Annotated in this window: 19 protein-coding genes and 1 pseudogene; 10 read left to right on the top strand and 10 right to left on the bottom strand. The window is 63.5% G+C overall.

Annotated elements, in window-relative coordinates:
• Positions 1-100: 100 nt before the first annotated feature.
• From waaC to rfaD, 3 genes are read right to left on the bottom strand one after another with little or no spacing between them, the layout of a single operon-like run.
• Entirely contained in the window at positions 101-1,075 is a 975-nt protein-coding gene (gene waaC, locus NKG60_RS15850) for a lipopolysaccharide heptosyltransferase I (protein ID WP_352875449.1), read from the bottom strand.
• A complete protein-coding gene (waaF, locus tag NKG60_RS15845) occupies positions 1,072-2,079 on the bottom strand; it encodes a lipopolysaccharide heptosyltransferase II (RefSeq protein ID WP_352670621.1) in 1,008 nt (335 codons plus the stop codon). Before waaF ends, waaC begins: the two co-directional genes overlap by 4 nt.
• Positions 2,052-3,002: an ADP-glyceromanno-heptose 6-epimerase gene (gene rfaD / locus NKG60_RS15840; protein ID WP_352670623.1), complete on the bottom strand. Its 951-nt coding sequence runs from the start codon at positions 3,000-3,002 to the stop codon at positions 2,052-2,054. The genes waaF and rfaD overlap by 28 nt, the downstream gene beginning before the upstream one ends.
• Before the next feature lie 177 nt (positions 3,003-3,179).
• Between rfaD and NKG60_RS15835 the strand changes: the two genes are divergently transcribed.
• From NKG60_RS15835 to NKG60_RS15825, 3 genes are all read left to right on the top strand, one after another.
• Complete coding sequence (locus NKG60_RS15835) at positions 3,180-3,812, top strand: LysE family translocator (protein WP_352670626.1); 633 nt, start codon at positions 3,180-3,182, stop codon at positions 3,810-3,812.
• 139 nt (positions 3,813-3,951) lie between these two features.
• Positions 3,952-5,430, top strand: a complete 1,479-nt coding sequence (rfaE1, locus tag NKG60_RS15830) for a D-glycero-beta-D-manno-heptose-7-phosphate kinase (protein ID WP_352670629.1) — start codon at positions 3,952-3,954, stop codon at positions 5,428-5,430.
• A gap of 7 nt (positions 5,431-5,437) precedes the next feature.
• On the top strand, positions 5,438-6,013 hold the full coding sequence (locus tag NKG60_RS15825; protein WP_352670631.1) for a D-sedoheptulose-7-phosphate isomerase: 576 nt from the start codon (positions 5,438-5,440) through the stop codon (positions 6,011-6,013).
• 380 nt (positions 6,014-6,393) lie between these two features.
• Here NKG60_RS15825 and NKG60_RS15820 read toward each other — a convergent pair.
• The 3 genes and pseudogenes from NKG60_RS15820 to NKG60_RS15810 form a co-directional block, all read right to left on the bottom strand.
• Positions 6,394-6,636, bottom strand: a pseudogene (locus NKG60_RS15820) (Lrp/AsnC ligand binding domain-containing protein); the annotation flags it as partial.
• Between the two features lie 3 nt (positions 6,637-6,639).
• Positions 6,640-7,536, bottom strand: coding sequence for a DMT family transporter (locus tag NKG60_RS15815; RefSeq protein ID WP_352670634.1), 897 nt, complete (start codon positions 7,534-7,536; stop codon positions 6,640-6,642).
• A 209-nt stretch (positions 7,537-7,745) separates the two neighbouring features.
• Entirely contained in the window at positions 7,746-8,222 is a 477-nt protein-coding gene (locus NKG60_RS15810; protein WP_352670636.1) for an Lrp/AsnC family transcriptional regulator, read from the bottom strand.
• A 255-nt stretch (positions 8,223-8,477) separates the two neighbouring features.
• Here NKG60_RS15810 and trxB point away from each other — a divergent pair, with 255 nt between their 5' ends.
• Both trxB and NKG60_RS15800 read left to right on the top strand, forming a co-directional pair.
• Positions 8,478-9,452, top strand: a complete 975-nt coding sequence (trxB, locus tag NKG60_RS15805; RefSeq protein ID WP_352670639.1) for a thioredoxin-disulfide reductase — start codon at positions 8,478-8,480, stop codon at positions 9,450-9,452.
• A gap of 97 nt (positions 9,453-9,549) precedes the next feature.
• A complete protein-coding gene (locus tag NKG60_RS15800) occupies positions 9,550-10,446 on the top strand; it encodes a LysR family transcriptional regulator (protein WP_023678345.1) in 897 nt (298 codons plus the stop codon).
• Between the two features lie 260 nt (positions 10,447-10,706).
• Here NKG60_RS15800 and NKG60_RS15795 read toward each other — a convergent pair whose 3' ends face one another.
• The 3 genes from NKG60_RS15795 to NKG60_RS15785 all read right to left on the bottom strand — a co-directional run bounded on the left by NKG60_RS15795 (position 10,707) and on the right by NKG60_RS15785 (position 15,171).
• Positions 10,707-11,204, bottom strand: coding sequence for a methyltransferase family protein (locus NKG60_RS15795; protein WP_352670642.1), 498 nt, complete (start codon positions 11,202-11,204; stop codon positions 10,707-10,709).
• Between the two features lie 882 nt (positions 11,205-12,086).
• Positions 12,087-14,138: an elongation factor G gene (locus tag NKG60_RS15790; protein ID WP_352670645.1), complete on the bottom strand. Its 2,052-nt coding sequence runs from the start codon at positions 14,136-14,138 to the stop codon at positions 12,087-12,089.
• Positions 14,139-14,304: 166 nt separating this feature from the next.
• The gene (locus NKG60_RS15785; RefSeq protein ID WP_352670648.1) at positions 14,305-15,171 is read right to left on the bottom strand and encodes an alpha/beta fold hydrolase; all 867 of its coding nucleotides are present in this window, start codon (positions 15,169-15,171) and stop codon (positions 14,305-14,307) included.
• A 146-nt stretch (positions 15,172-15,317) separates the two neighbouring features.
• Here NKG60_RS15785 and NKG60_RS15780 point away from each other — a divergent pair, with 146 nt between their 5' ends.
• Together NKG60_RS15780 and NKG60_RS15775 are read left to right on the top strand one after the other, a co-directional pair.
• Positions 15,318-15,914, top strand: coding sequence for a methyltransferase family protein (locus NKG60_RS15780; protein WP_352670650.1), 597 nt, complete (start codon positions 15,318-15,320; stop codon positions 15,912-15,914).
• Between the two features lie 30 nt (positions 15,915-15,944).
• Positions 15,945-16,340 (top strand): (R)-mandelonitrile lyase, encoded by a 396-nt coding sequence (locus NKG60_RS15775; RefSeq protein ID WP_352670653.1) that lies wholly within the window; start codon positions 15,945-15,947, stop codon positions 16,338-16,340.
• Positions 16,341-16,346: 6 nt separating this feature from the next.
• Here the strand turns inward: NKG60_RS15775 and NKG60_RS15770 are convergent, their stop codons facing one another.
• Positions 16,347-17,549 (bottom strand): pyridoxal phosphate-dependent aminotransferase, encoded by a 1,203-nt coding sequence (locus tag NKG60_RS15770; RefSeq protein WP_352975124.1) that lies wholly within the window; start codon positions 17,547-17,549, stop codon positions 16,347-16,349.
• Positions 17,550-17,751: 202 nt separating this feature from the next.
• On the opposite strand from NKG60_RS15770, the gene NKG60_RS15765 reads away from it, so the two are divergent.
• The 3 genes from NKG60_RS15765 to NKG60_RS15755 all read left to right on the top strand — a co-directional run bounded on the left by NKG60_RS15765 (position 17,752) and on the right by NKG60_RS15755 (position 20,221).
• Positions 17,752-18,645, top strand: coding sequence for an EAL domain-containing protein (locus tag NKG60_RS15765; RefSeq protein WP_352975123.1), 894 nt, complete (start codon positions 17,752-17,754; stop codon positions 18,643-18,645).
• Entirely contained in the window at positions 18,642-19,496 is an 855-nt protein-coding gene (locus tag NKG60_RS15760; RefSeq protein WP_352670658.1) for an EAL domain-containing protein, read from the top strand. The genes NKG60_RS15765 and NKG60_RS15760 overlap by 4 nt, the downstream gene beginning before the upstream one ends.
• A 116-nt stretch (positions 19,497-19,612) precedes the next feature.
• A complete protein-coding gene (locus tag NKG60_RS15755) occupies positions 19,613-20,221 on the top strand; it encodes a glutathione S-transferase family protein (RefSeq protein WP_352670661.1) in 609 nt (202 codons plus the stop codon).
• The last annotated feature ends 573 nt before the right edge of the window (positions 20,222-20,794 follow it).

The following is a 20,794-nucleotide window of genomic DNA, read 5'->3' as shown; positions in this document are numbered from 1 at the left end:
GGTTTTCTGCGCTTCCGGTGCTCACGTACTTTAAGTACGCTCCGCTCCGGTTCTCGAAAACCACGCTATTCGACTCGCCAGAGCGAATTCTGAAAAGGTCCTATGCAGCGCCTTGTAATTTAAGCGCCAGCAATCTCTCTGCTTCCGCCATCACCTCCGGCGGCGTGACGCTGCGGCCGGACCTGGCCAGCAGCGTCGACGAGAATGGGCCGCGCGGGCCGGTCAGGCCGGGCTCGGTGGCGAGGAATATCGCCACCGTCGGCAGGCCGAAAGCGCTGGCGAGATGGGTCAGGCCGGTGTCGGCGCCGATCACCAGCGTCGAGCCGCCGATGACGGCGGCGATCTCGGCAAGCGGCGACCTGGGAAACACCACGGTCTGCGAGACGGCGCCGGCGATCGCCTCGGCAACTGCCTTTTCCCGGTCGTCCGACCAGGTGGTGACCGGTGTCATTCCCTTGTCCACCAGCAGGCGGGCGGTTTCGATCCAGTCCGCGACCGGCCATTTCTTGTCCTCGCGGCTGGTGCCGTGCAGCAGGAAGGCGGTCTTTTCACCAGCAAAAGTCGACCTTTCGGCTGGCGGCACGATGCCCGATTCAAGCCGGGAAAAATCCGGCTCGTAGCCGAGCGCCAGGGCGAACAGCCGCCTCGTGCGCTCGATGGCATGCAGGCCGCGCGGCACGGGGTAGCGACGGCCATAAAACAGGCTCGCCGAAGGCTCGCGGGCGCTCGAACGGTCGAAACCGGCGATCGGCGCTGCCGCCAGCCGCGCCACCAGCGCCGATTTCAGCAAGCCTTGTGCATCAAGGACAAGGTCGTAGCGGCAATCGCGCAAGGCGCGGCGCAAGCCGACCACTTCCCGCCATGTGCCGGGCTGGAGCAGCTTCCTGCGCCAGCGCCGGATCGCCACGCTGTGGATGGTTTGGATGGCTGGGTGCAGCGCCACGATGCCGGCAAAGGCCTCTTCGACACACCAGTCGAAGGAGATATCCGGCCGGGCGCGGCGTGCATCCTCGATCGCCGGGAAGGTGTGGATGACGTCGCCCATAGACGACGTCTTGACGATCAGCACCTTCATGCGGCGGCCGGCATTTCCAGCAGCCGCTCCGCCGCCGCCACGACGCGTTCGACCTCCAACGTCTTCAGGCAGTTGAGATGACCGAGCGGGCAGATTTTTTTGTGGCAGGGCGAGCAGGACAGGCCGAGCCAGACCAGTTCGCGACTCTCGGCGAGCGGCGGCGTGTTCTCAGGCGATGTCGAGCCGTAGACGGCGACGACCGGCGTGCCGACGGCGGCGGCGACATGCATCAGCCCGCTGTCGTTGGAAACGGCGAGCCTCGCCGCCGCAATCAGATCGATGGCATCCTCGAGCCTTGTCTGGCCGGCGAGATCGACGGCGCCCGGCGCAAGCGCGGCGATTTCCGCCGTCACCTCGGCGTCCTTCTTCGATCCGAACAGCGCCACGCCAAACCCTTTCGCCATCATCTCACGGGCAAGGCCGGCATAGTGTTCGCTCGGCCACCGCTTGGCCGGACCGAATTCGGCGCCGGGCATGAGTGCCACGAATTTCCCCGCCGTCAGCCCGAAACGGCCGAGCAGTGCCGCCTGGCTGGCTTGATCGACGACAAGCTTCGGGGCCTGGAAGGCGCCACCCCGAGCAAGGCTGAAATAGGCCTGCGCGGTGCGCCGTTTCAGGCGGTCGGGCAACGGCACGATGTCGGTCAGAAGCCCGTAGCGCATTTCCTTGAGATGGCCGACACGGCGCGGAATGCCGGCAAAAAACGGGATCAGCGCCGATTTCCAGCTTCCCGGCAGGACAAAGGCCATGTCGTAGCGGCCGCGCAGCAGGCGGCCGAAGCGCCTTCGGGTGCGGAATTCGAATGCGCCGGAATTCAGCGGCAGGTCGATCTGCTGGCGGATTTCAGGCATGCGCTTGACCAGCGGCGCTGCCCAGGCCGGCGCCAGCACGTCGATCGCGGCGTTCGGATGAAGCTCCCTCAGCGCCGAGAACAGGCACTGCGCCATCACCATGTCGCCCACCCAGCGTGGGCCGATCACGAGGATCGTTGGGCTTTCAGCCATTCGACATAGTCTCTGACGCCGGTTTCCACTGTGCGGAACTGGCCATTGTAACCGGCTGCGCGCAAGCGGGACATATCAGCTTGCGTAAAGCTCTGGTAGCTGCCCTTGAGGTGGTCAGGAAACTCGATGAATTCGATCTGGCCCTTGCCGAGCGTATCGATCACCGTTTCGGCAATAGCGCGGAACGGCTGGGCCTTGCCTGTGCCGCAGTTGAAGATGCCGCTCGAGCCGCGTTTCCACAGCCACAGATTGACGTCGGCGACATCGCCGACATGGATGAAATCGCGGCTCTGCTCGCCGGGCCCGAAATCGCCATAGGCGCCAAACAGCTTCGGGTTCTGGCCTTGCTCGACCTGGTTGAACAAATGGAAGGCGACCGAGGCCATGGCGCCCTTGTGCGCCTCGCGCGGTCCGTAGACGTTGAAATAACGCAGGCCCGCCACTGGCGAATGGTCGGTATCGAACACGGTACGGCGGACATAGTCGTCGAACAGCTTTTTCGAATAGGCATAGACGTTCAGTGGCCGCTCGTATTGCGGCTCCTCACGGAACTCGGCGCCGCCGCCATAGACGGAAGCGGAGGAGGCATAGAGGAAGGGCACGCGCAGCGCCAGGCAGGCGTGCAGCAGGCGCTTCGAATAGGTGTAGTTGACCTCCATCATGAACTTGCCGTCCCATTCGGTGGTGGTCGAGCAGGCGCCCTGGTGGAAGACCGCCTCGATGCGGCCGAGGTCACCGGCCTCCATCCGCGCCAGAAAATCGCCCTTGTCGAGATAGTCGGCGATCTCGAGATCGGCGAGGTTGGCGATCTTGTGGCCGTCGGTGAGGTCGTCGACGACGAGGATATCGCTGAAACCGTCGGCGTTGAGCGCGGCGACGATGTTGGAACCGATCATGCCGGCGCCGCCCGTGACGATGATCATGAAAGCCTCTGGTACCTTTGTGCCGGTTGTAGCCCTTGTGGGATTCTGGCCTTATAGGGGAGGCGGGCCGGGCTGTCGACAAAGCAGGTGGCGGGGCGGCCGGATGAGCGCCATAGTGACGCCGCAAAGGTCACGTTTCAGTCGGCCTGCCGGCCGATCGGCGACAGGAGCAAGGTAATGCCGTCAACCGAACTGCTTGTCGCCTTTTTCGCCACGACGGCGATCTTCGCCTATATCCCCGGTCCCGCCATGCTCTATGCCGCCGCGCAAACCATGGCGCGCGGCCGCTGGTCCGGCCTGATGGCGGCGCTCGGCATCCATCTTGGCGGCTACGTTCATGTCTTCGCCGCCGCCGTTGGCCTGTCGGTGCTTTTCCATGCCGTGCCGGTGCTTTACATGGCGGTCAAGCTGGTCGGTGCGCTGTATCTGATCTGGCTCGGTGTTTCGTTGTTTCGCGCCAAGGCGCAAGGTGACGTTGTCTTGCCGGGAATTCAGCCGAAATCCGCCCGCCGCGCCTTTTTCGAGAGCGTTGCCGTCGAGGTGCTCAACCCAAAAACGGCGATTTTCTTCATGGCGTTCCTGCCGCAATTCATCGATGCCTCGGCAGTCTTTCCGGTCTGGCTGCAGTTCGTCGTGCTTGGAACGATCGTCAATTTGATGTTCTCGTCGGCCGACATTGTTTGCGTGATACTGGCCGGCGCGGTGATCGCCAGGCTGCGGCAGTCGAGCCGGGCGCAGCGCCTGATGCGGCGCGCCGGCGGTGCGGTGCTCGTCGGGCTGGGCGTGCATGTCGCGTTGCAAAAAAGCTGACGCACTGTCTCGCCGCCGCGATCGGTCAAACCCCCGGCGTTGCGTCGGCTGAAATTGCGGTATATCGGCATCGCCATGAACGGCCGGCCCTGCCAATCGAATTTCCCGTCACTGAAAATCGGCCCTCCCGCGCGTTGACATGATCAAGCTGCCCTCTCCCGAACCTCTTCACCGCGCCATTTCGCGCTTCGGCAGCGCCACCGTGCTGGTGGTTGGCGATTTCATCCTCGACCGTTTCGTCAACGGCGTGATCGAGCGCATTTCGCCGGAAGCGCCGATCCCCGTGCTGCACGGGCGCGGCGAAACGCTGGCGATGGGCGGTGCCGGCAATGTCGTCGCCAACATCGTTTCTCTCGGCGCTGCCGTCATACCGGTCTCGGTGATCGGCGCTGACGAGGCCGGCAAGAACGTCATGCGCATGCTCGGCGAATTTCGCGTCGACACCGGCGGGCTGGCGCAGGATGCCGATCGCATGACCTCGTCCAAGAGCCGCTTCAGCGCGCTCAACCAGCAGGTGCTGCGTTTCGACGAAGAGGAAATCAAGCCGCTGGGCGATGCCGAGCGCGCGACATTGGTCGGGCATTTTCGCGAAGCGCTGGCGCGCGCCGACATCGTCATCCTGTCCGACTATGGCAAGGGCGTGCTGCTCGACGGCGTCGCCGGCGAACTGATCTCGATCTGCCGGGAAGCGGGCAAGCCGGTGCTGGTCGATCCGAAGGGCAGCGACTATGCGCGTTATGCCGGCGCGACGGCAATCACGCCCAATCGCAAGGAACTCGGCGAGGCGGTCGGCCGCGCAGTATTTGCCGACGACGAGATCGAGGCGGCGGCGCGCCGGCTGATTTCGGCGCACGGTTTCGATTTCGTCGTCGCGACGCGCAGCGAAAAGGGCATGAGCGTCGTCGGTGCGGACGACGCCCGCCATATCGCCACGCAGGCGCGCGAAGTGTTCGACGTTTCGGGCGCGGGCGATACGGTGATCGCGACCTTCGCGCTGGCGCTGGCGGCAGGGGCGGATCGCGTCATGGCCGGATCGATCGCCAACGCCGCCGGCGGCGTTGTGGTCGGCAAGCGCGGCACCGCGCGGCTGACGATCGAGGAACTCACCGGTGCGCTGTTTCGCTCGCACGGCCCGGTTGCCCACAAGGATGCCATCCTCGATGCCGCCGCCGCGGCGCGGCTGGTGGCGGGCTGGAAAGACGAGGGCTTGAGCGTCGGTTTCACCAATGGCTGTTTCGATATTCTGCATGCGGGCCATGTCAGCCTGTTGCATGCGGCGCGCAGCCAGTGCGACCGGCTGGTGCTCGGCCTCAACAGCGATGCCTCGGTGCGCCGGCTGAAAGGGCCGGGGCGCCCGGTCAACGACCAGCATGACCGGGCCTGCGTGCTGGCAGCACTTGCCTCGGTCGACGCCGTCGTCATCTTCGAGGAGGATACGCCGCTTTCGCTGATCGAGGCGCTGAGCCCCGACATACTGGTCAAGGGCGCCGACTATACGGTCGATCAGGTGGTTGGCGCCGATGTGGTGCAGAAGGCCGGCGGGCGCGTCGTGCTGGTCGACCTCGTCGCCGGCAAGAGCACCACCGGCACCATCGGTAAACTACGCGCCGGGAACTGAGGGTTTCATGTCCGAACTGAACGATTACCTGGCCCGCTCGGCGGCCGCGATCTCGGCAATGGTCGAGCGCGACCTGACCCGCGAGATGGAGCGGGCGGTCAGCGCCGTCGTCGCCGCGCTTTCGCAGGGCAAGGCGCTGCTGATAGCCGGCAATGGCGGCTCGGCCAGCGACGCCATCCACATCGCCGGCGAGCTGGTCGGCCGCTTCCTCAGGGAGCGCAAGGCCTACAACGTCATCGCGCTGCCGGCCAACGCGGCGGTGCTGACCGCCTGGGGCAATGATTACGGCTTCGACACGGTGTTTGCACGCCAGGTCGAGGCGCATGGCGCGGCGGGCGCCGTGCTGCTCGCCATCTCGACCAGCGGCAATTCGCCAAGCATCCTCGCCGCCGCCCAACAAGCGCGCATGATGGGCATGACGGTGATCAGCCTGACCGGGGAGACCGGCGGCAAGCTGAAGCCGCTCTCCGACGTCCTGCTCAGCGTACCCTCGACCTCGACGCCGATCATCCAGCAGGGGCATTTGTGCCTCTACCACCATCTCTGCGAAATGGTCGAAACGCGCCTCTGCGACGTGGGGTGATCGGGCATTCGGAGTTGATGCCGTCGGCGAAGCTGCAATCTCCCCCCGCGGGGGAGATGGCCGGCAGGCCAGAGGGGGGTGCTGCCCCTCCGACCTGTCAAGCAATTACAGCAATCCTCGGCCAACGGGCTGATTTGGGTAGGTAGAGAGTCGAAATCGGACGTTTGGCGATCCGTCACACCCCCCTCTGCCCTGCCGGGCATCTCCCCCGCAAGGGGGGAGATCGGCAAATTCGTCGAGGCCGCCACATTTTGTTCTTGCTTTGTGCCGGCAGCTATGCTACTAATTTGGGTATGGTGATGATTCCCACCGACGACCCGCCCGCCGAGGCGGGTTTTTTTGTTTCCGGTTTTTGTCTCTCAGGCGCTTTGCCTGGTCTCTCAAGCTGAAAACGCCACCAGCCGTTCATCCTTAACCCGGCGGATGGTCAGCGCGGTTCGCACCGTATCGACATTTGGGACCGAGGCCAGTTCCTCAATGACGAAGGTCTGGAAGGCGCCGAGATCGCTCGCCACGCAATGCAGCAGGAAATCGGACTCGCCCGACACCATCCACGCCTCGCGTAAGATCGGCCAGCCGCGGGTGCGCTCGGCGAAGGTCTTGAGCTCGGCGTCGGCCTGATGAAGTCAGGATTTTTGCGTCATCCAGCGGCGAAAAAGCCGGCCATCGATGATGAGCAGGCTCGCAATGATCAATGTCATCCCCGCGAACTCGAACGGCTCCAGCCTTTCCCCGAGAAACACCGTGCCAAGCAGGATCGCGCTGGCAGGCACCAGAAGCGTCACGAGGGAAGCGTTTGTCGCTCCGGCCGAGGCGATCAGGTTGAAATAGAGGATGAATGCCAGCGCCGTCGTGAAGACCGCGAGAACAGCCACTGCCGCCCATATGGGGACGCTTGACGTCACGATCGCCTCCGGACTGTAGAGAAGGAAAACGATCGGTAACATGACTATGGTGGAGGCAGTGAGTTGGCCGGTCGCCACCACAGATGGCTTCATGTTCTTGAAACGTTTGGCGTAGACGACGCCGAAGCCGTAGGAGATGGCCGCCCCGATCACGGCGAGCTTCGCCCAGGCAGGGCCACCAAGATTGGACAGCAGCCCGGGGCCGATCATGAGGGCGGCTCCGGCGATTCCGAGCCCCACTCCCGCAAGCTTGGTCGCCGACAATTTCTCATCCGCCGTCAGCAGGTTTGCAACGAGGATCGTCCAGAGAGGTGTTGTTGCATAGAAGATAGAGGCAAGACCCGCACCAATCTCGGTTTGTCCTGTGAAGATCAGGGAGAATGGAATCACGTTGTTGAGCAAAGCCAGGCACAGGAAGGGGCCGGGCCTCGCCAGTGCGGGAGCGAAGGAAATGCCGCGCGTCCTCAGCCATAAATGCAGGACCAAGGCGGCGATCGACACCCGATAAAGGACAAGGGCAAGTGGCGGGATCTCGGCTACCGCGATGCGCGCGAAGAAGAAGGTGCCGCCCCACAGAAAACCCAGAAGCAGCAACTGCCCCCAGTCGCTTGCCGACATTGAGCGTGTCAGTGCTGTCGTGCTCAACGCTTCGCCTGTCTAATTTCGGAGTGTAAGTGCAGACGATAATATGAATTAAACTGGCAATTATATTGGAAGTTTTACCTAAATCGATCAGATTTATTAGAATATTAATATTGGAATTAATATTATAGGTGTTTTAGAATTCCTATTGTCGAATATCAAAGCTTCGGTTGCTGTGGTCCCGATCAGGCATTGAACGCCACTAAACCTTCATCCTTGACCCGGCGGATGGTCAGCGCGGTTCGCACCGTGTCGACATTGGGGGCCGAGGCCAGTTCCTCGATGACGAAGGTCTGGAAGGTGCCGAGATCACTCGCCACGCAATGCAGCAGGAAATCGGATTCGCCCGACACCATCCAGGCATCGCGCACGATCGGCCAGCCGCGGGTGCGCTCGGCGAAGGTCTTGAGCTCGGCGTCGGCCTGGTGATGCAGGCCGATCAGGCAGAAGGCGACGACGTCGAGGCCGAGCGCCGGTGCGTTGAGCAAAGCGCGGTAGCCGCGGATGATACCGGCCTCTTCCAATCGCCGGACGCGGCGCAGGCACGGCGGCGCCGAAATGCCGACGCGGCCCGACAGTTCGACATTGGTCATGCGTCCGTCCTGCTGAAGCTCGCGCAGGATCTTCCAGTCGATGGCATCGAGATCGGCCTTGATCGGCATGGTGGCTTCCGTGGTGACGCGAAAGAATCTTTCGCGACTTTGTAGTTAAACGACTTTGCTGTCTATTCCATCCGCTGGATCGAGGATTTTCGCATCATCTTGCTGGGGGTTGCTTGTCGCCGTCGCCGTCGCCGAAGCTTTCCGGGGACGAACGGCAACTTGCCTTGCTGGCGTCGCAGGCAACACTTACATTACGCGCAACAATCGACGAGAGTTCATGCCACAATCCATGGCTGCTCCCCGCAGAGGTTTTTCATGATCACCAAGCACGCGCCTGTTCTCATCATCGGCTCCGGCCCCGCCGGTTATACGGCGGCGATCTATGCCGCCCGCGCCATGCTCAAGCCGATGCTGGTCGCCGGCCTGCAGCAGGGCGGGCAACTGATGATCACCACCGACGTCGAAAACTATCCGGGCTTCTCCGAACCGATCCAGGGTCCATGGCTGATGAGCGAAATGCTCAGGCAGGCCGAGCATGTCGGCACCGATATCGTCAACGACATCATCACCGAGGTCGACCTCAACGTGCGGCCGTTCCGCGCCAAGGGCGATTCTGGCACGATCTATACCGCCGACGCTCTGATCATCGCCACCGGTGCCCAGGCGAAGTGGCTGGGCATCCCGAGCGAACATACCTTCATGGGGTTTGGCGTTTCGGCCTGCGCCACCTGCGACGGCTTCTTCTACCGCGGCAAGGATGTCGCGGTGATCGGCGGCGGCAATTCGGCGGTGGAGGAAGCGCTCTATCTCTCCAACCTGGCCAAGAGCGTCACCGTCATCCACAGGCGCAGCGATTTCCGCGCCGAGCGCATCCTGCGCGAGCGGCTGCTCCAGAAAGACAATGTCCGCGTCATCTGGGACACGGTGGTCGACGAGATCACCGGCCGGCCCGGCAAGGCGCCGCTGCCGCCTTCGGTCGAAGGGCTGAAGCTGCGCAACGTGGTGACCGGGCAGGAGATGCATCTGGTGGTCGACGGCGTGTTCGTGGCGATCGGCCACGCGCCGGCGGTCGAGCTGTTTGCCGGCAAGCTGAAGCAGAAGCCGAACGGCTATCTGTGGACGGCGCCGGATTCGACCCGCACCGACATGCCGGGCGTGTTTGCCGCCGGCGACGTGACCGACGATATCTACCGCCAGGCGGTGACGGCGGCGGGGCTCGGTTGCATGGCCGCGCTCGAGGCGGAAAAATATCTGGCAGGGATCGAGGTTCACCGCGAAGCGGCGGAGTGATTGTTCGACAAGCGGCTGAGAAGAGCCGCGCAAAAGCCTGATTTTTCATTCAGACGCCATAACAGGCGGACGCCAGAAAACAGGACGAGGGGAAATCATGGCGTTGGATTGGGACAAGCTACGCGTGTTTCACGCCGCAGCGGAAGCGGGGTCGTTCACCCATGCCGCGGAAACACTGCATTTGTCGCAATCGGCAATCTCCCGGCAGGTCAGCGCGCTCGAGCATGATGTCGGCGTGCCGCTGTTCAATCGCCACGCCCGCGGCCTGGTGCTGACCGAGCAGGGCGAGATGCTGTTCCGCACGGCGCACGACGTGCTGATGAAGCTCGAAACCATCAAGTCGCGGCTGACCGAAACCAAGGACCGGCCCTCCGGCGTGCTCAGGGTGACGACCACGGTCGGCCTCGGCGCCGGCTGGCTGACCGAGCGCGTGCAGGAATTCATCGAGCTCTATCCCGAGGTCAGCCTGCAGCTCATCCTGGCCAATGAGGAACTCGATCTCACAATGCGCCAGGCCGACTGCGCCATCAGGCTGCGCCAGCCGCAGCAGCCGGACCTCATCCAGCGCCGCCTGTTCACAGTGCATTTCCATCTCTACGCGGCGCCATCCTATGTGAACAAATACGGCAAGCCGAATTCGATCGCCGAGCTGAAGACCCATCGTATCGTCACCTTCGGCGTGCCGGTGCCGGCGCATCTGTCGGAACTGAACTGGCTGGAGACGGTCGGCGATTTCGAAGGCGGGCAAAGGGTGCCGACGCTGCAGATCAACGACATCCTGTCGATCAAGCGGGCGGTGCAGGGCGGCGCCGGCATCGCCATGCTGCCCGATTACGTGGTCAGCAAGGATTCCGGGCTGGTGCAGTTGCTGCCCGAAACCGAAGTGCCGTCCTTCGATACCTATTTCGCCTATCCCGACGCGATGAAGAACCAGGCGAAGCTGCATGTCTTCCGCGATTTCATCATCGCCAAGGCGCGCAGCTGGTCGTTTTAGCCTCTAGGAGCGCGCCGACTTTTCCGAGCAACGCCGGCGATTGACGAAAGCTCGGTGAAAGCGTCCTTCTCCCCGTCACTGTAGATGGCGGCAGCCAGATTAGGGGCGGCACCAGCCTTTGTCGTACTTGGCTTGGCTCGGCGATGGGCAGTCCTGATATGTTGCGCCGCCCCTCATCGCCCTGCCGGGCCCTTCTCCCCGTATAGTGACGGGAGAAGGGGGCCGTATCGCCGGTTTCGCCAATTGTCGGCGTCCAGAAATTACCCGCGCCAAGGTGTCAGGCGGGGAAGCCAGCCTGGTACGGCGCGGCGGTAGGCCTCGTATTCGTCACCGTAGCGGCGGACAAGCGTCGGTTCCTCATATAGTTTCACGAAGGAGATCATAGCGGCCGCGGCGATGACTAGATAGGCGGCGACCGTCCGGCTGGAAAACAGCAGTGCCTGGCCGAGGATGATCGACAGCACGGCGACGTACATCGGGTTGCGGACATGGCGGTAGATGCCGCCGACGACCAGCCTTTCGGTCGGCGCGACCGGGGCTGGCGTACCCAGGCCCTCCAGGGCAAACCGGGCAAAGGCATGCAGCAGCACGGCTGTGCCGGCGATAACCAGCAGCCAGCCCACAGGAACGAAACCGGGCAGTCTCGACCAGGGCAGGCCATAACGGTCGGTCAGCAGCCAAGGCAGCAGTCCGGCGACCACGCCGGGCGCTGCAGCAAGGAAGATGACGCTACCGGCGATCGCCGAAGCGGCCCGCATGTAGGTCTCCTTACGGGCGCGCCCTTGAACGGTCTCCCGCAACACGCTTCAGGTCTTGTCCGGCATGTAACCCAAACCGCTGCACCCTCAGCTCAAGCTCGATGGCGGGCTTTTGGGCGGCATGCACCAGCAGCGTCTGGCTGCCGAAAAAACAAACGCATGCTGCACGATTCCACGTCATCCTGCGTTTTTCGACTTTCAGAGCAGGAATCGCTGCTGATTCGCGGCTGTGGATCGATTTTTGCCTTGCCGCACGCCGTATTTCAGCGATTCAACTGGTCCTATTGCGCTTCAGGACCGATTAGACCACAGCCGGCGCCTTTTTGCATGTGTGTGTTGCAAAATAGATGCTTGTTTCTTGGGCATGAAGAGCACATATATAGCTCATCTCCTGAGCGCGTTCTCCTCCCATTAGCGCTCTCGAGTGTTCCCCTCTGGAGGTTAGCCTTAACAGGCACTTCCAATCAAACTCAGCCGGGTCTTCATTGATCCGGCTTTTTTGTTGCCCGAAACCAACACATCGCCAGAAAATCGGCCGGAACGGTCGCGTAACAGTGACATGTAACCTCGGGTAACATGCCGCGGGCGCGCCAAATCGATTAAGAAGAGCATAGGACGCGGTGTGGCTCGTCCGGGGGATGGGGGCATCACTCGGACGATCCGGGCTCAGGCAGCTACCGCGTCCGAACCTTCCTCCGCCGCCGGGCACCGGCGGCAAGTATGCGGCGGACCTGCCGTTTCGCCTCCCACGAAGACGGTCCGCAACGAAACGGCGCCCGAATGATCCGGGCGCCGTTTCCTTGTTTGAAGCATGTCGTTATCGCAAAACCGCTGCACACTTTTGCGCGACATGCATTAGCGTTCTTGCCGCAAGCTGCCGTTTCAGGCGGCCTTGCCGTTGGCGTTCAGCGCTTCGTCGGCCAACCGGCCGGTGAGTTCGGCCATGTGGTCGAAGACGGCCCGATAGCTGGCGACACCCGCCGTGGCCGAGCGCAGCTCGATGATGAGGTCGCCGATCTCGGCCTGCGGCATGGTCGCCTCGACGACGTCCCATCCCGGCCAATCCGGCCGCGCGTCGTAGCCGAGGATCTGGCCGCGCCGCTGCGGGATCAGCGCGATGATCTTCGACGTCGCATCAGACGGCGTGACGATCTCGACCTTCATCACCGGTTCGAGCAGCACCGGCGAACAGGCGGCCATGCCTTCCTTCATCGCCAGCTTCGCCGCCATCTGGAAGGCCATGTCGGAGGAATCGACCGCATGGTAGGAGCCGTCGGAAAGGTTGACGGCAACATCGACGACCGGGAAGCCGAGCGGGCCGGATTTCAGGTAATCGCGCACGCCGGTCTCGACCGACTGGATGTAGGTCTTCGGGACGACGCCGCCGGTGATCGTATCGGTGAACTGGAAGCCTGACCCGCGCGGCAGCGGCTTGATCTCCAGCACCACGTCGCCGAACTGGCCGTGGCCGCCCGACTGTTTCTTGTGGCGGCCGCGCTGCTGCGTCGCTTTACGGATCGTCTCCCGATAGGGCACGGCCGGCACATGGCCTTCGACCGGGATCTGGTTCTTGCCTTCCAGCCGCTCGCGCACGACGCGCAGATGCATCTCGCCATGACCGGAAAGCACGGTTTCGGCGGAATCCTGGTTGTGATGCAAGTTGAGCGAGGGATCTTCCTCGGCCAGGCGCTGGATGGCCGCCGACATCTTGACCTCGTCCTTGCGCTCCTTCGGCCGTAGCGCGAAGGCGAAGACCGGTTGCGGCGGCGCCAGCGTGACCAGCGGCTTGATGCCGCCCTTGGTCGAGCTCAGCGTCTGGCAGGTCCTGACGGCGTCCAGCTTGCCGAGCGCCACCGTGTCGCCGGCCTTGGCCGAAGTCAGCTTGACCTGGTCCTTGCCGAGCATCTTGTAGATGCCGGAGACCTTTGCTGTCTCGCCGGTGGGAAGGAACAGCTCGGCGGCGTCGGCGACCTGGCCGGACAGGATGCGCGACACCGACAGCTTGCCGCCATGCGCGGTGTGGATGGTCTTCATCACCTGGACCACGGTGGCATTGCCATCGGGAGCGCCGAGGCGCTGGCGCGTCGCTTCGATGTCGGGTGCGTCGTGACGGATGGCCTTCAACAGGCGCAGCACGCCATTGCCCTTCTCGGCGGTGCCGATCAGCACCGGTGTCACCGTGCCGTCGCGCAGATCTGCGGCGAGGTCGTCGAAGATCGCGTCCTTCGGCGGTTCGATCTCGTCCAGCAATTGCTCCATCAGGCGGTCGTCATGGTCGGCGAGCGTCTCCAGCATGGAAAAGCGCGCCTCGAGCTCGCGCGCCTTGTCGTCGCTCGGGATCTGGGCGACCTCGCTCTCGGCATATTCGCGGTAGATGTAGGCACGCTCCAGAGCAAGGTCGATCGAGCCTATGACGACGCCGTCCTTGCGCAGCGGGATCTGGCGCAGCAGCAGAGGCACCGAGCTTGCCGGCTGCAGCATCTTCAGCGTGTCGCGTACGCCTGATATCGCCTTGTCGACCTTGTTCAGGAACAGCATGCGCGGCACGCCGAGATCGTCGAGCTTGCGCATGATCAGCTGCAGGGCAGGGATCTTCTTCTCGTCGGCCTCGGCAACGACCACGGCGACGTCACAGGCGGCCAGCACCGGCTCGGCTTCGAAGGAGAATTCGATGGAGCCGGGACAATCGACGAAGGTGAACGGCTCGCCCATGAAATCGGTGGTGGCGAAGGTCGCCTCGACGCTCATGCCGTGAGCGCGCGCCTCGGGCGAATGATCGGAAACGGTATTTCCCGACGAAACGGGATTCTGGCGGGGAATGGCGCCTGTACGGGCGAGTATGGCTTCGAGAAGTGTCGTCTTACCGCTTGCGAAGGGACCGACTATGGCAATGCATTTCGGTCCCGTGCGTCGTCCTCCGGCGCGAGTACCCATGGCTGACCTCCACTCAGGCGTTTCCCTGTGAGCGGCGGCCGGCCTGTCGGCCGTCGCGGGCGAGGCTTTTTTCAATTTGCCACCTACCCAAAAGGCATCGTCCCACGGGCAGGCCGGGAGGGCAAGGGATTTGAAGTTGAAGGGATTTGAAGTTGAGGGGCTGGGTTCAGCCGGTGCCGGTTAGGCGCGACGCCAGCGGCGTTGCGTCGACGCGCTGCACCGCCACCGTCTCGGCAAAGCGCGCGAGCAACGGATTGAACAGGTCCGCACGCTCCCAGAAAGGCGCATGCCCGGCACCGGGAATGATGTGGCAATGCTCCCACAACGAGCCGTAGGCGAGCGTCTCAAAATAGCCGAGCCGGACGAACGGGTCGTTCTCGCCATTGACGATGGCCACCGGAAATGCCGCCTGCTCGACCACCTGTCTCTGGTCGGCGCCCTTGCCGGTGAGCATGCCGCGCGTCACGGCGGCGCGCAGCCGGCCGTCGGTGCGCAGGATGGTTTTGCGGAAGGACGGATCGGCGGTGTCGCCGAAACACAGCGTCTCGAAGCGCTCGGCATCGCGTTCGGAATAGGTCTTTTTGGACGCCAGCAGCATGTCCCAATGCGCGTGGAAGCCGCGCAGCATGCCGAAAGGGCCCTTCGATACCGGCGGCGCGCCGGTCAGCATCAGCCCGCCGACGGCGCGGTGGAAACTCGCGAGTTCGATTGCCACGTGCCCGCCAAGCGACCAGCCGAAGACGACGGCGCGGCCGATCCCCAAGGCGTCGAGGAGCTGAGCCGCTGATTGGGCAAGGCCGGCGATGGTGTAGTCCGTCGCCGGATCGCGGGCGTCCGAGGATTCGCCATGGCCGGGCAGGTCGAAGGCAATCAACCGATGGGCAGCGGCCAACGGGCTGTCGAACTGGCGGGCGAATACGGCGCGCGAACTGCCCGAGCCGTGGATCAGGACAAGCGGGATGCCGGGTCCCGACGACTGGCTGAGGCGCAAATCCGCGTGCGGCGTGCGGATCGTGCGGTGGGAAACGGCCATATCTGGTTGGACCTTGGGATTGTCTCCAGGTCAACATCGCATGCCGAGGTCACCATGTTGTTTAGAACGGTGGTTAAGAAATGATTTCTCGGTTTCTGCCGGGTATGATGACCGAATCCACCACAGCTAACCCCCGGAGCCTGATGATGGAATCCACGCTTGACCTTCTCGTCTCGATCAGCAGCATCGCGACGCTCGGCCAATATGCCTGGTCGATGCGCGGGCATTTCCAGTCGCCGAGCATGTCCCAAGGCGCGATGATCATTTCGGCCGTCGTGGTCGGCACGGCGCTGTTCTTCCTTGCACTGCTGTGGATCGAGCGGCAACCGGTTGCAGCGAAGATCGGCGGGCTCGCCATCCAACTGGCAAGTACGGCGCTGTTCTGGTGGGCGATCTCGGTCTCCCGCAAGGCGCGCCTGCGTTTCGCGTTCGATCCGGACAATCCTGACAGCCTGGTGACCGAAGGCCCCTATTTCCACCTCCGCCATCCGTTCTACACGTCCTACATCATCTTCTGGATCGGATGGGGTATCGCGACCTGGTCGGTCTGGGCGGTGGTGCCGGTCGCCGGCATCGTTACGATCTACGTGATCGCAGCCCTGGACGAAGAGCGAAAATTTTCGCGGACAAGGTTGGCCGATGCCTACGACGCTTACCGCACGCGGACCGGCCTGTTCTGGCCGCGCCTTGCCCGTAGCCGGCAGGAGATGCAGCCGGCATCGGACGAAAGTGGTAGGCTCTAAGACACTGGATTGGATCGAGGACTTGCTACGATGAAGATTATTGCCTGCGGCAGCGTGCCGACGATTGTTGCGCCGGAAAAATACTTCACTGGCCGGGTTTTGCAGACGCCGATCATCGAGAAAGAGGCGCCGGCGCGGCTACGCGCCACGCTGGTCAGCTTCGAGCCCGGCGCCCGCACCCACTGGCACACGCATCCGCTCGGCCAGACGCTCTATGTCACGTCCGGTGCCGGTCTCGTGCAGAGCTGGGGCGGGCCGATCGAGGAGATCACGGCCGGCGACGTCGTCTCCTTTGCGGCCGGCGAAAAGCACTGGCACGGCGCCGCGCCGAAATCAGCGATGACCCACATCGCCATGCAGGAGGCGCTCGACGGTGTGCACGTCGACTGGCTGGAGAAGGTCAGCGACGAGCAGTATGGCGGCTGAATGGTCTCAGGCCAGCGAGGCGGTAAAGCGCTGGATGCGCGTGCAGGCCTCTTCGAGCAGAGCCTCCGACGTGGCGTAGGAGATGCGGAAGTTCGGGCCGAGGCCAAAGGCCGAGCCGAAAACAACCGCCACGCCCTCGGCCTCGAGCAGTTCCGAGCAGAAGGTTTCGTCGCTGTCGATCACCTTGCCGCTCTTGGTCTTCCTGCCGATCAGCTGGGCACAGGAGGGATAGACGTAGAACGCACCCTCCGGCGAGGGAGAGGTGATGCCGCGCGCCTGGTTGAGCATCGAGACGACGAGATCGCGCCGGCCCTGGAAGATCGCCTTGTTCTTCGGGATGAAATCCTGCGGGCCGTTCAGTGCCTCCACCGCCGCCCATTGGGCGATGGTGCAGGCGCCGGAGGTCTGCTGGCCCTGGATCATGTCCATCGCCTTGATCAGCGGCACCGGGCCTGCCGCATAGCCGATGCGCCAGCCGGTCATGGCATAGGCCTTCGACACGCCGTTCATGGTCAACGTGCGCTCATAGAGTTTAGGCTCGACCTCGGCGATGGTCTTGAAGACGAAGTCGCCATAGGTCAGGTGCTCGTACATGTCGTCGGTCAGCACCCAGACATGGGGATGCTTCAACAGTACGTCTGCCAGGCTCTTGAGCTCCGCTTCGGTATAGGCGGCGCCCGAGGGGTTCGACGGCGAGTTCATCAGCAGCCATTTGGTGCGCGGCGTGATCGCCTTTTCCAGCACGGCCGCCGTCAGCTTGAAGCCGTTCTCGATCGAGGTGTCGGCAAAGGCCGAGGTGCCGCCGCAGATCGCCACCATTTCAGGATAGCTCACCCAGTAGGGCCGCGGGATGATCACCTCGTCGCCGGGGTTCAGCGTCGCCATGAAGGCGTTGAATAGGATCTGCTTGCCGCCGGTGCCGACGATGGTCTGCTCCGGCCGGTAGTCGAGGTTGTTCTCGCGCTTGAATTTTTTCGCGATCGCATCGCGCAGCGGCACGATGCCGGATACCGGCGGGTATTTCGTCTCGCCGCGGCGGATGGCCTCGATCGCGGCGTTCTTGATGTTGTCGGGGGTGTCGAAGTCCGGCTCGCCGGCGCCCAGCCCGATCACGTCGCGGCCGGCGTTTTTCAGCTCGCGCGCCTTCTGCGTCACCGCGATGGTCGCGGAAGGCTTTACGCGGGAAAGGACGTCGGCAAGAAAGGCCATGACAGATATCTCCAGAACGACCGGCGCGGCGAAGGCGCCGCGGCGCCTCTCATGTCGCATCATCTGGTCAAGCGCAAGCCCAGCGCAGGCATTGTCGAATGAGCCAGCGCGCAACACCGGCAACGATAAATTCATCAACGATCGGTAAAAGCTTGAACGGCAGGACCGTAGCCGGTCCGCCAGTCTCGCACAGCGAGGAACCGTGACGCGCAGCATCGGGCTTGCCCATATCATCCGCCATGACGACGGCACCGCCAGCGGTGTCTGGGGGGTCTATACGCTGCAAAGCGCGTTCCAGCCGATCTTCGCCTTCAACAAGGGCAAGCTTTCCGTCGTCGCATTCGAGGGGCTGATCCGGCCGTTCCGCGAAGGCGAGCCCCAGCCGCCAATGAGTTTCTTCAACAGCTGTCCGGCGGTCGACCGCCTGCATATCGAGGCGCTGACACGGACGCTGCACCTTCTGAACGCCGGCGCCTGCCTGCCGCGAGACGCCTCCATCTTCATCAACTTCGATCCATCGGTGTTCACCGACCGCAGCATCGCCGACAAGGCGCTGCGCGACATGCGGCTGGTGCTGCACGAGGCCGACATCGATCCGCGCCGCGTCGTCTGCGAGGTCACCGAGCAGAAATCGGCGTCGCAGGAAACACTCTACAATTTTGTCGAGGCGCTCAGGGGCAATGGTTTGCGCATTGCCGTCGACGATTACGGCGCCGACGAGTCCGACATCAATCGCATCAAGGAACCCAGGCCTGACATCGTCAAGTTCGATGCCGACTGGATCATGACGCTGATGGAATCCGGTGCCGGCTTCGCCTTGCTGACCGCCATGGTGACAAGCTTCGAAGAGCAAGGCATCCGCACGGTGTTCGAGGGCATAGAGACGGGCTGGCAGCTCGAGCTCGCCGAAAAGTCGGGCGCTTCGATGGTGCAAGGCTATGTACTGGCGCGCCCCGAGCTTGCGCCGACCAGCTTCCGCGTCTTCGAAAAGAGCGGGCAGGCGGCCGCGGTGCCGGCCGATACGGAGAAGGTGGCCACCGCCGTTTCGCCATCGCGGCGGCCGATGCGAGCCTTTGGCCGCAGGGTGGCATCGTGACCGGGCGGGCAGACATGCGGCGCAAGGTCGGCGAGGCGATCTTTGCCGACGAGGTCGGCATCGAATATGGCGTCTACGGCGCATTCCGGCTGAGGAGCGCCTACCAGCCGGTCTTCGCGCCGCGCGGCAGGTTTCTCGCCGCCGTCGCGGTCGAGGGACTGATCGAGCCGCATCGTGCAGGCAGGCCGGTGGCGCCGCAAGTCTTCTTCGAAGGTGTGCCGGCAGCGGATCGGCTGTTTGTCGAAACCATGTGCCGGGTGCTGCATTTGCGCAACTTCCGCAACATCGGCCTCGACGGGCTCGACCTGTTCTTCAACTACAATCCGCTGATCAACGATGACCCCGCACGGGCGTTGGCCGAAATCAGGCTGATGACCAGGCATCTGGCGGATTTCGGCCTGCATCCCGGCATGCTGGTCTGCGAGATCACCGAGCAGGCCGCCGGCGATAAGGTGCTTGTCAGCCTGGCGCGTGAGATGCGGCGCGACGGCGTCCGCATCGCCATCGACGATTTCGGCACCGGGCATTCTACCGAAGAAAGGGTAGCGCTGGTGCAGCCCGACATCGTCAAGATCGACGGCACCTGGTTCGCCGAATTCTGCCGCCATGCCGCCGCTGAGCGGTTTTTCCGGCCGCTGGTTTCGACGCTGCACGACCGCGGCGCCAAGGTGCTGGTCGAAGGCGTCGAGAACGCCACGCACCTGCGCGTCGCACTGGATGGCGGCGTCGACCTGCTGCAGGGCTTTTACCTCGCCCGGCCGGCGCTGGCCGGTACACTGTTCGACGAGGAGCCGCTGTCGATCGACAGGCTGCTCGGCAGGGATAGCAACGTCATCCCCTTGTTCGGATGAATGCATCAGCGGCGCTGATGGTTACGCCAAAACAAATCACTGGATGAAGCCGCCGCTGCCGCGATAGAGGCTGGATCAAACCCCGAGACGGGTGGTTGCGAGCAAGGGGAGCACCGATGATACTCTATGGAATGATCGACAGCGGCAATTGCTATAAGCCGCGCCTGTTGATGGCCAAGCTCGGCATCGCTTTCACCAATGTCGAGGTCAGTTCGCACACCGGCGACACGCGCAAGCCCGACTATGTCGCGAAAAACCCGAACGCCATGGTGCCGCTGCTCGAACTCGACGACGGCCGCCGGCTGGCCGAATCCAATGCCATCCTGCTCTATCTCGCCGAAGGCACGCGCTTCCTGCCGTCGGACAGATATGAACGCGCGCTGGCCTATCAATGGCTGTTCTTCGAGCAATACAGCCACGAGCCTTATATCGCCGTGCGCAGAGCGCTGCTGACCTTCCCTGAAAGAGCGAGGGACGCGACGCCCGAGCGGCTGGCGATGACGCTGGAGCGCGGCAACAAGGCGCTCGGCGTCATGGACAAGCACCTGGCCGGGAGCAGCTTCTTCGCCGGCAATGCGCTCAGCGTCGCCGACATCGCGCTCTATGCCTATACGCATACGGCCGAGACGGGCGGCTTTCAGCTCGACGCTTATCCGGCGGTCGCCGCCTGGCTGAAAAGGGTCGAGGCCGACCCGGGGCATGTGCCGCTGGAGTGGGTAGGTTGAGTGCAACTCGCCAATCTTGCTGAGCAACATTGGGCCGAGCAACGTCGCCGATTGGCGAAAACTTCGGCGAAGGCGTCCTTCTCCCCGTCACTATACGGGGAGAAGATGGCGGCAGCCAGATGAGGGGCGGCGCCAGCCTTTGTTGTGACATCGTGCTTGGCTTGGCGAAGGGCAGTCCTGATACGTTGCGCTGCCCCTCATCGCCCTGCCGGGCACTTCTCCCCGTATAGAGACGGGGAGAAGGACGCTGTATCTGCGGTTTCGCCAATCGTCGGTCAAAATCCAGACAGCAAAAAGGCGGGACAAAATCCCGCCTTCCCATGCTTGGTAGCCTGATCGGGAGCGCTTTGGCCGGGCCGGCAGCAATCTGCTGCTTCGGCTTGTCGGGGTCTTCCGCTCCGGCGCGCTTCTCGCGCGACCGCCAGTACATCCGTGACTTGCCGCGGGCCCCCCCGCGGCTGGCCGCCCGGGGCCCTGGGCAAAAAATCCGGCGCGGGGCTCGACATACACGCGCGACTAGCCAAGTGCGGCGGGCGGCGCGCGGTCGGCTTTTGTTATTTGTTGGGGAGGCCT

Source organism: Mesorhizobium sp. M1428 (assembly GCF_040317515.1).
In the GTDB taxonomy this organism is placed as follows: Bacteria; Pseudomonadota; Alphaproteobacteria; order Rhizobiales; family Rhizobiaceae; genus Mesorhizobium.
Note: the sequence above shows the minus strand (reverse complement) of the source record. Positions and strands in the feature narration are given on the sequence as shown.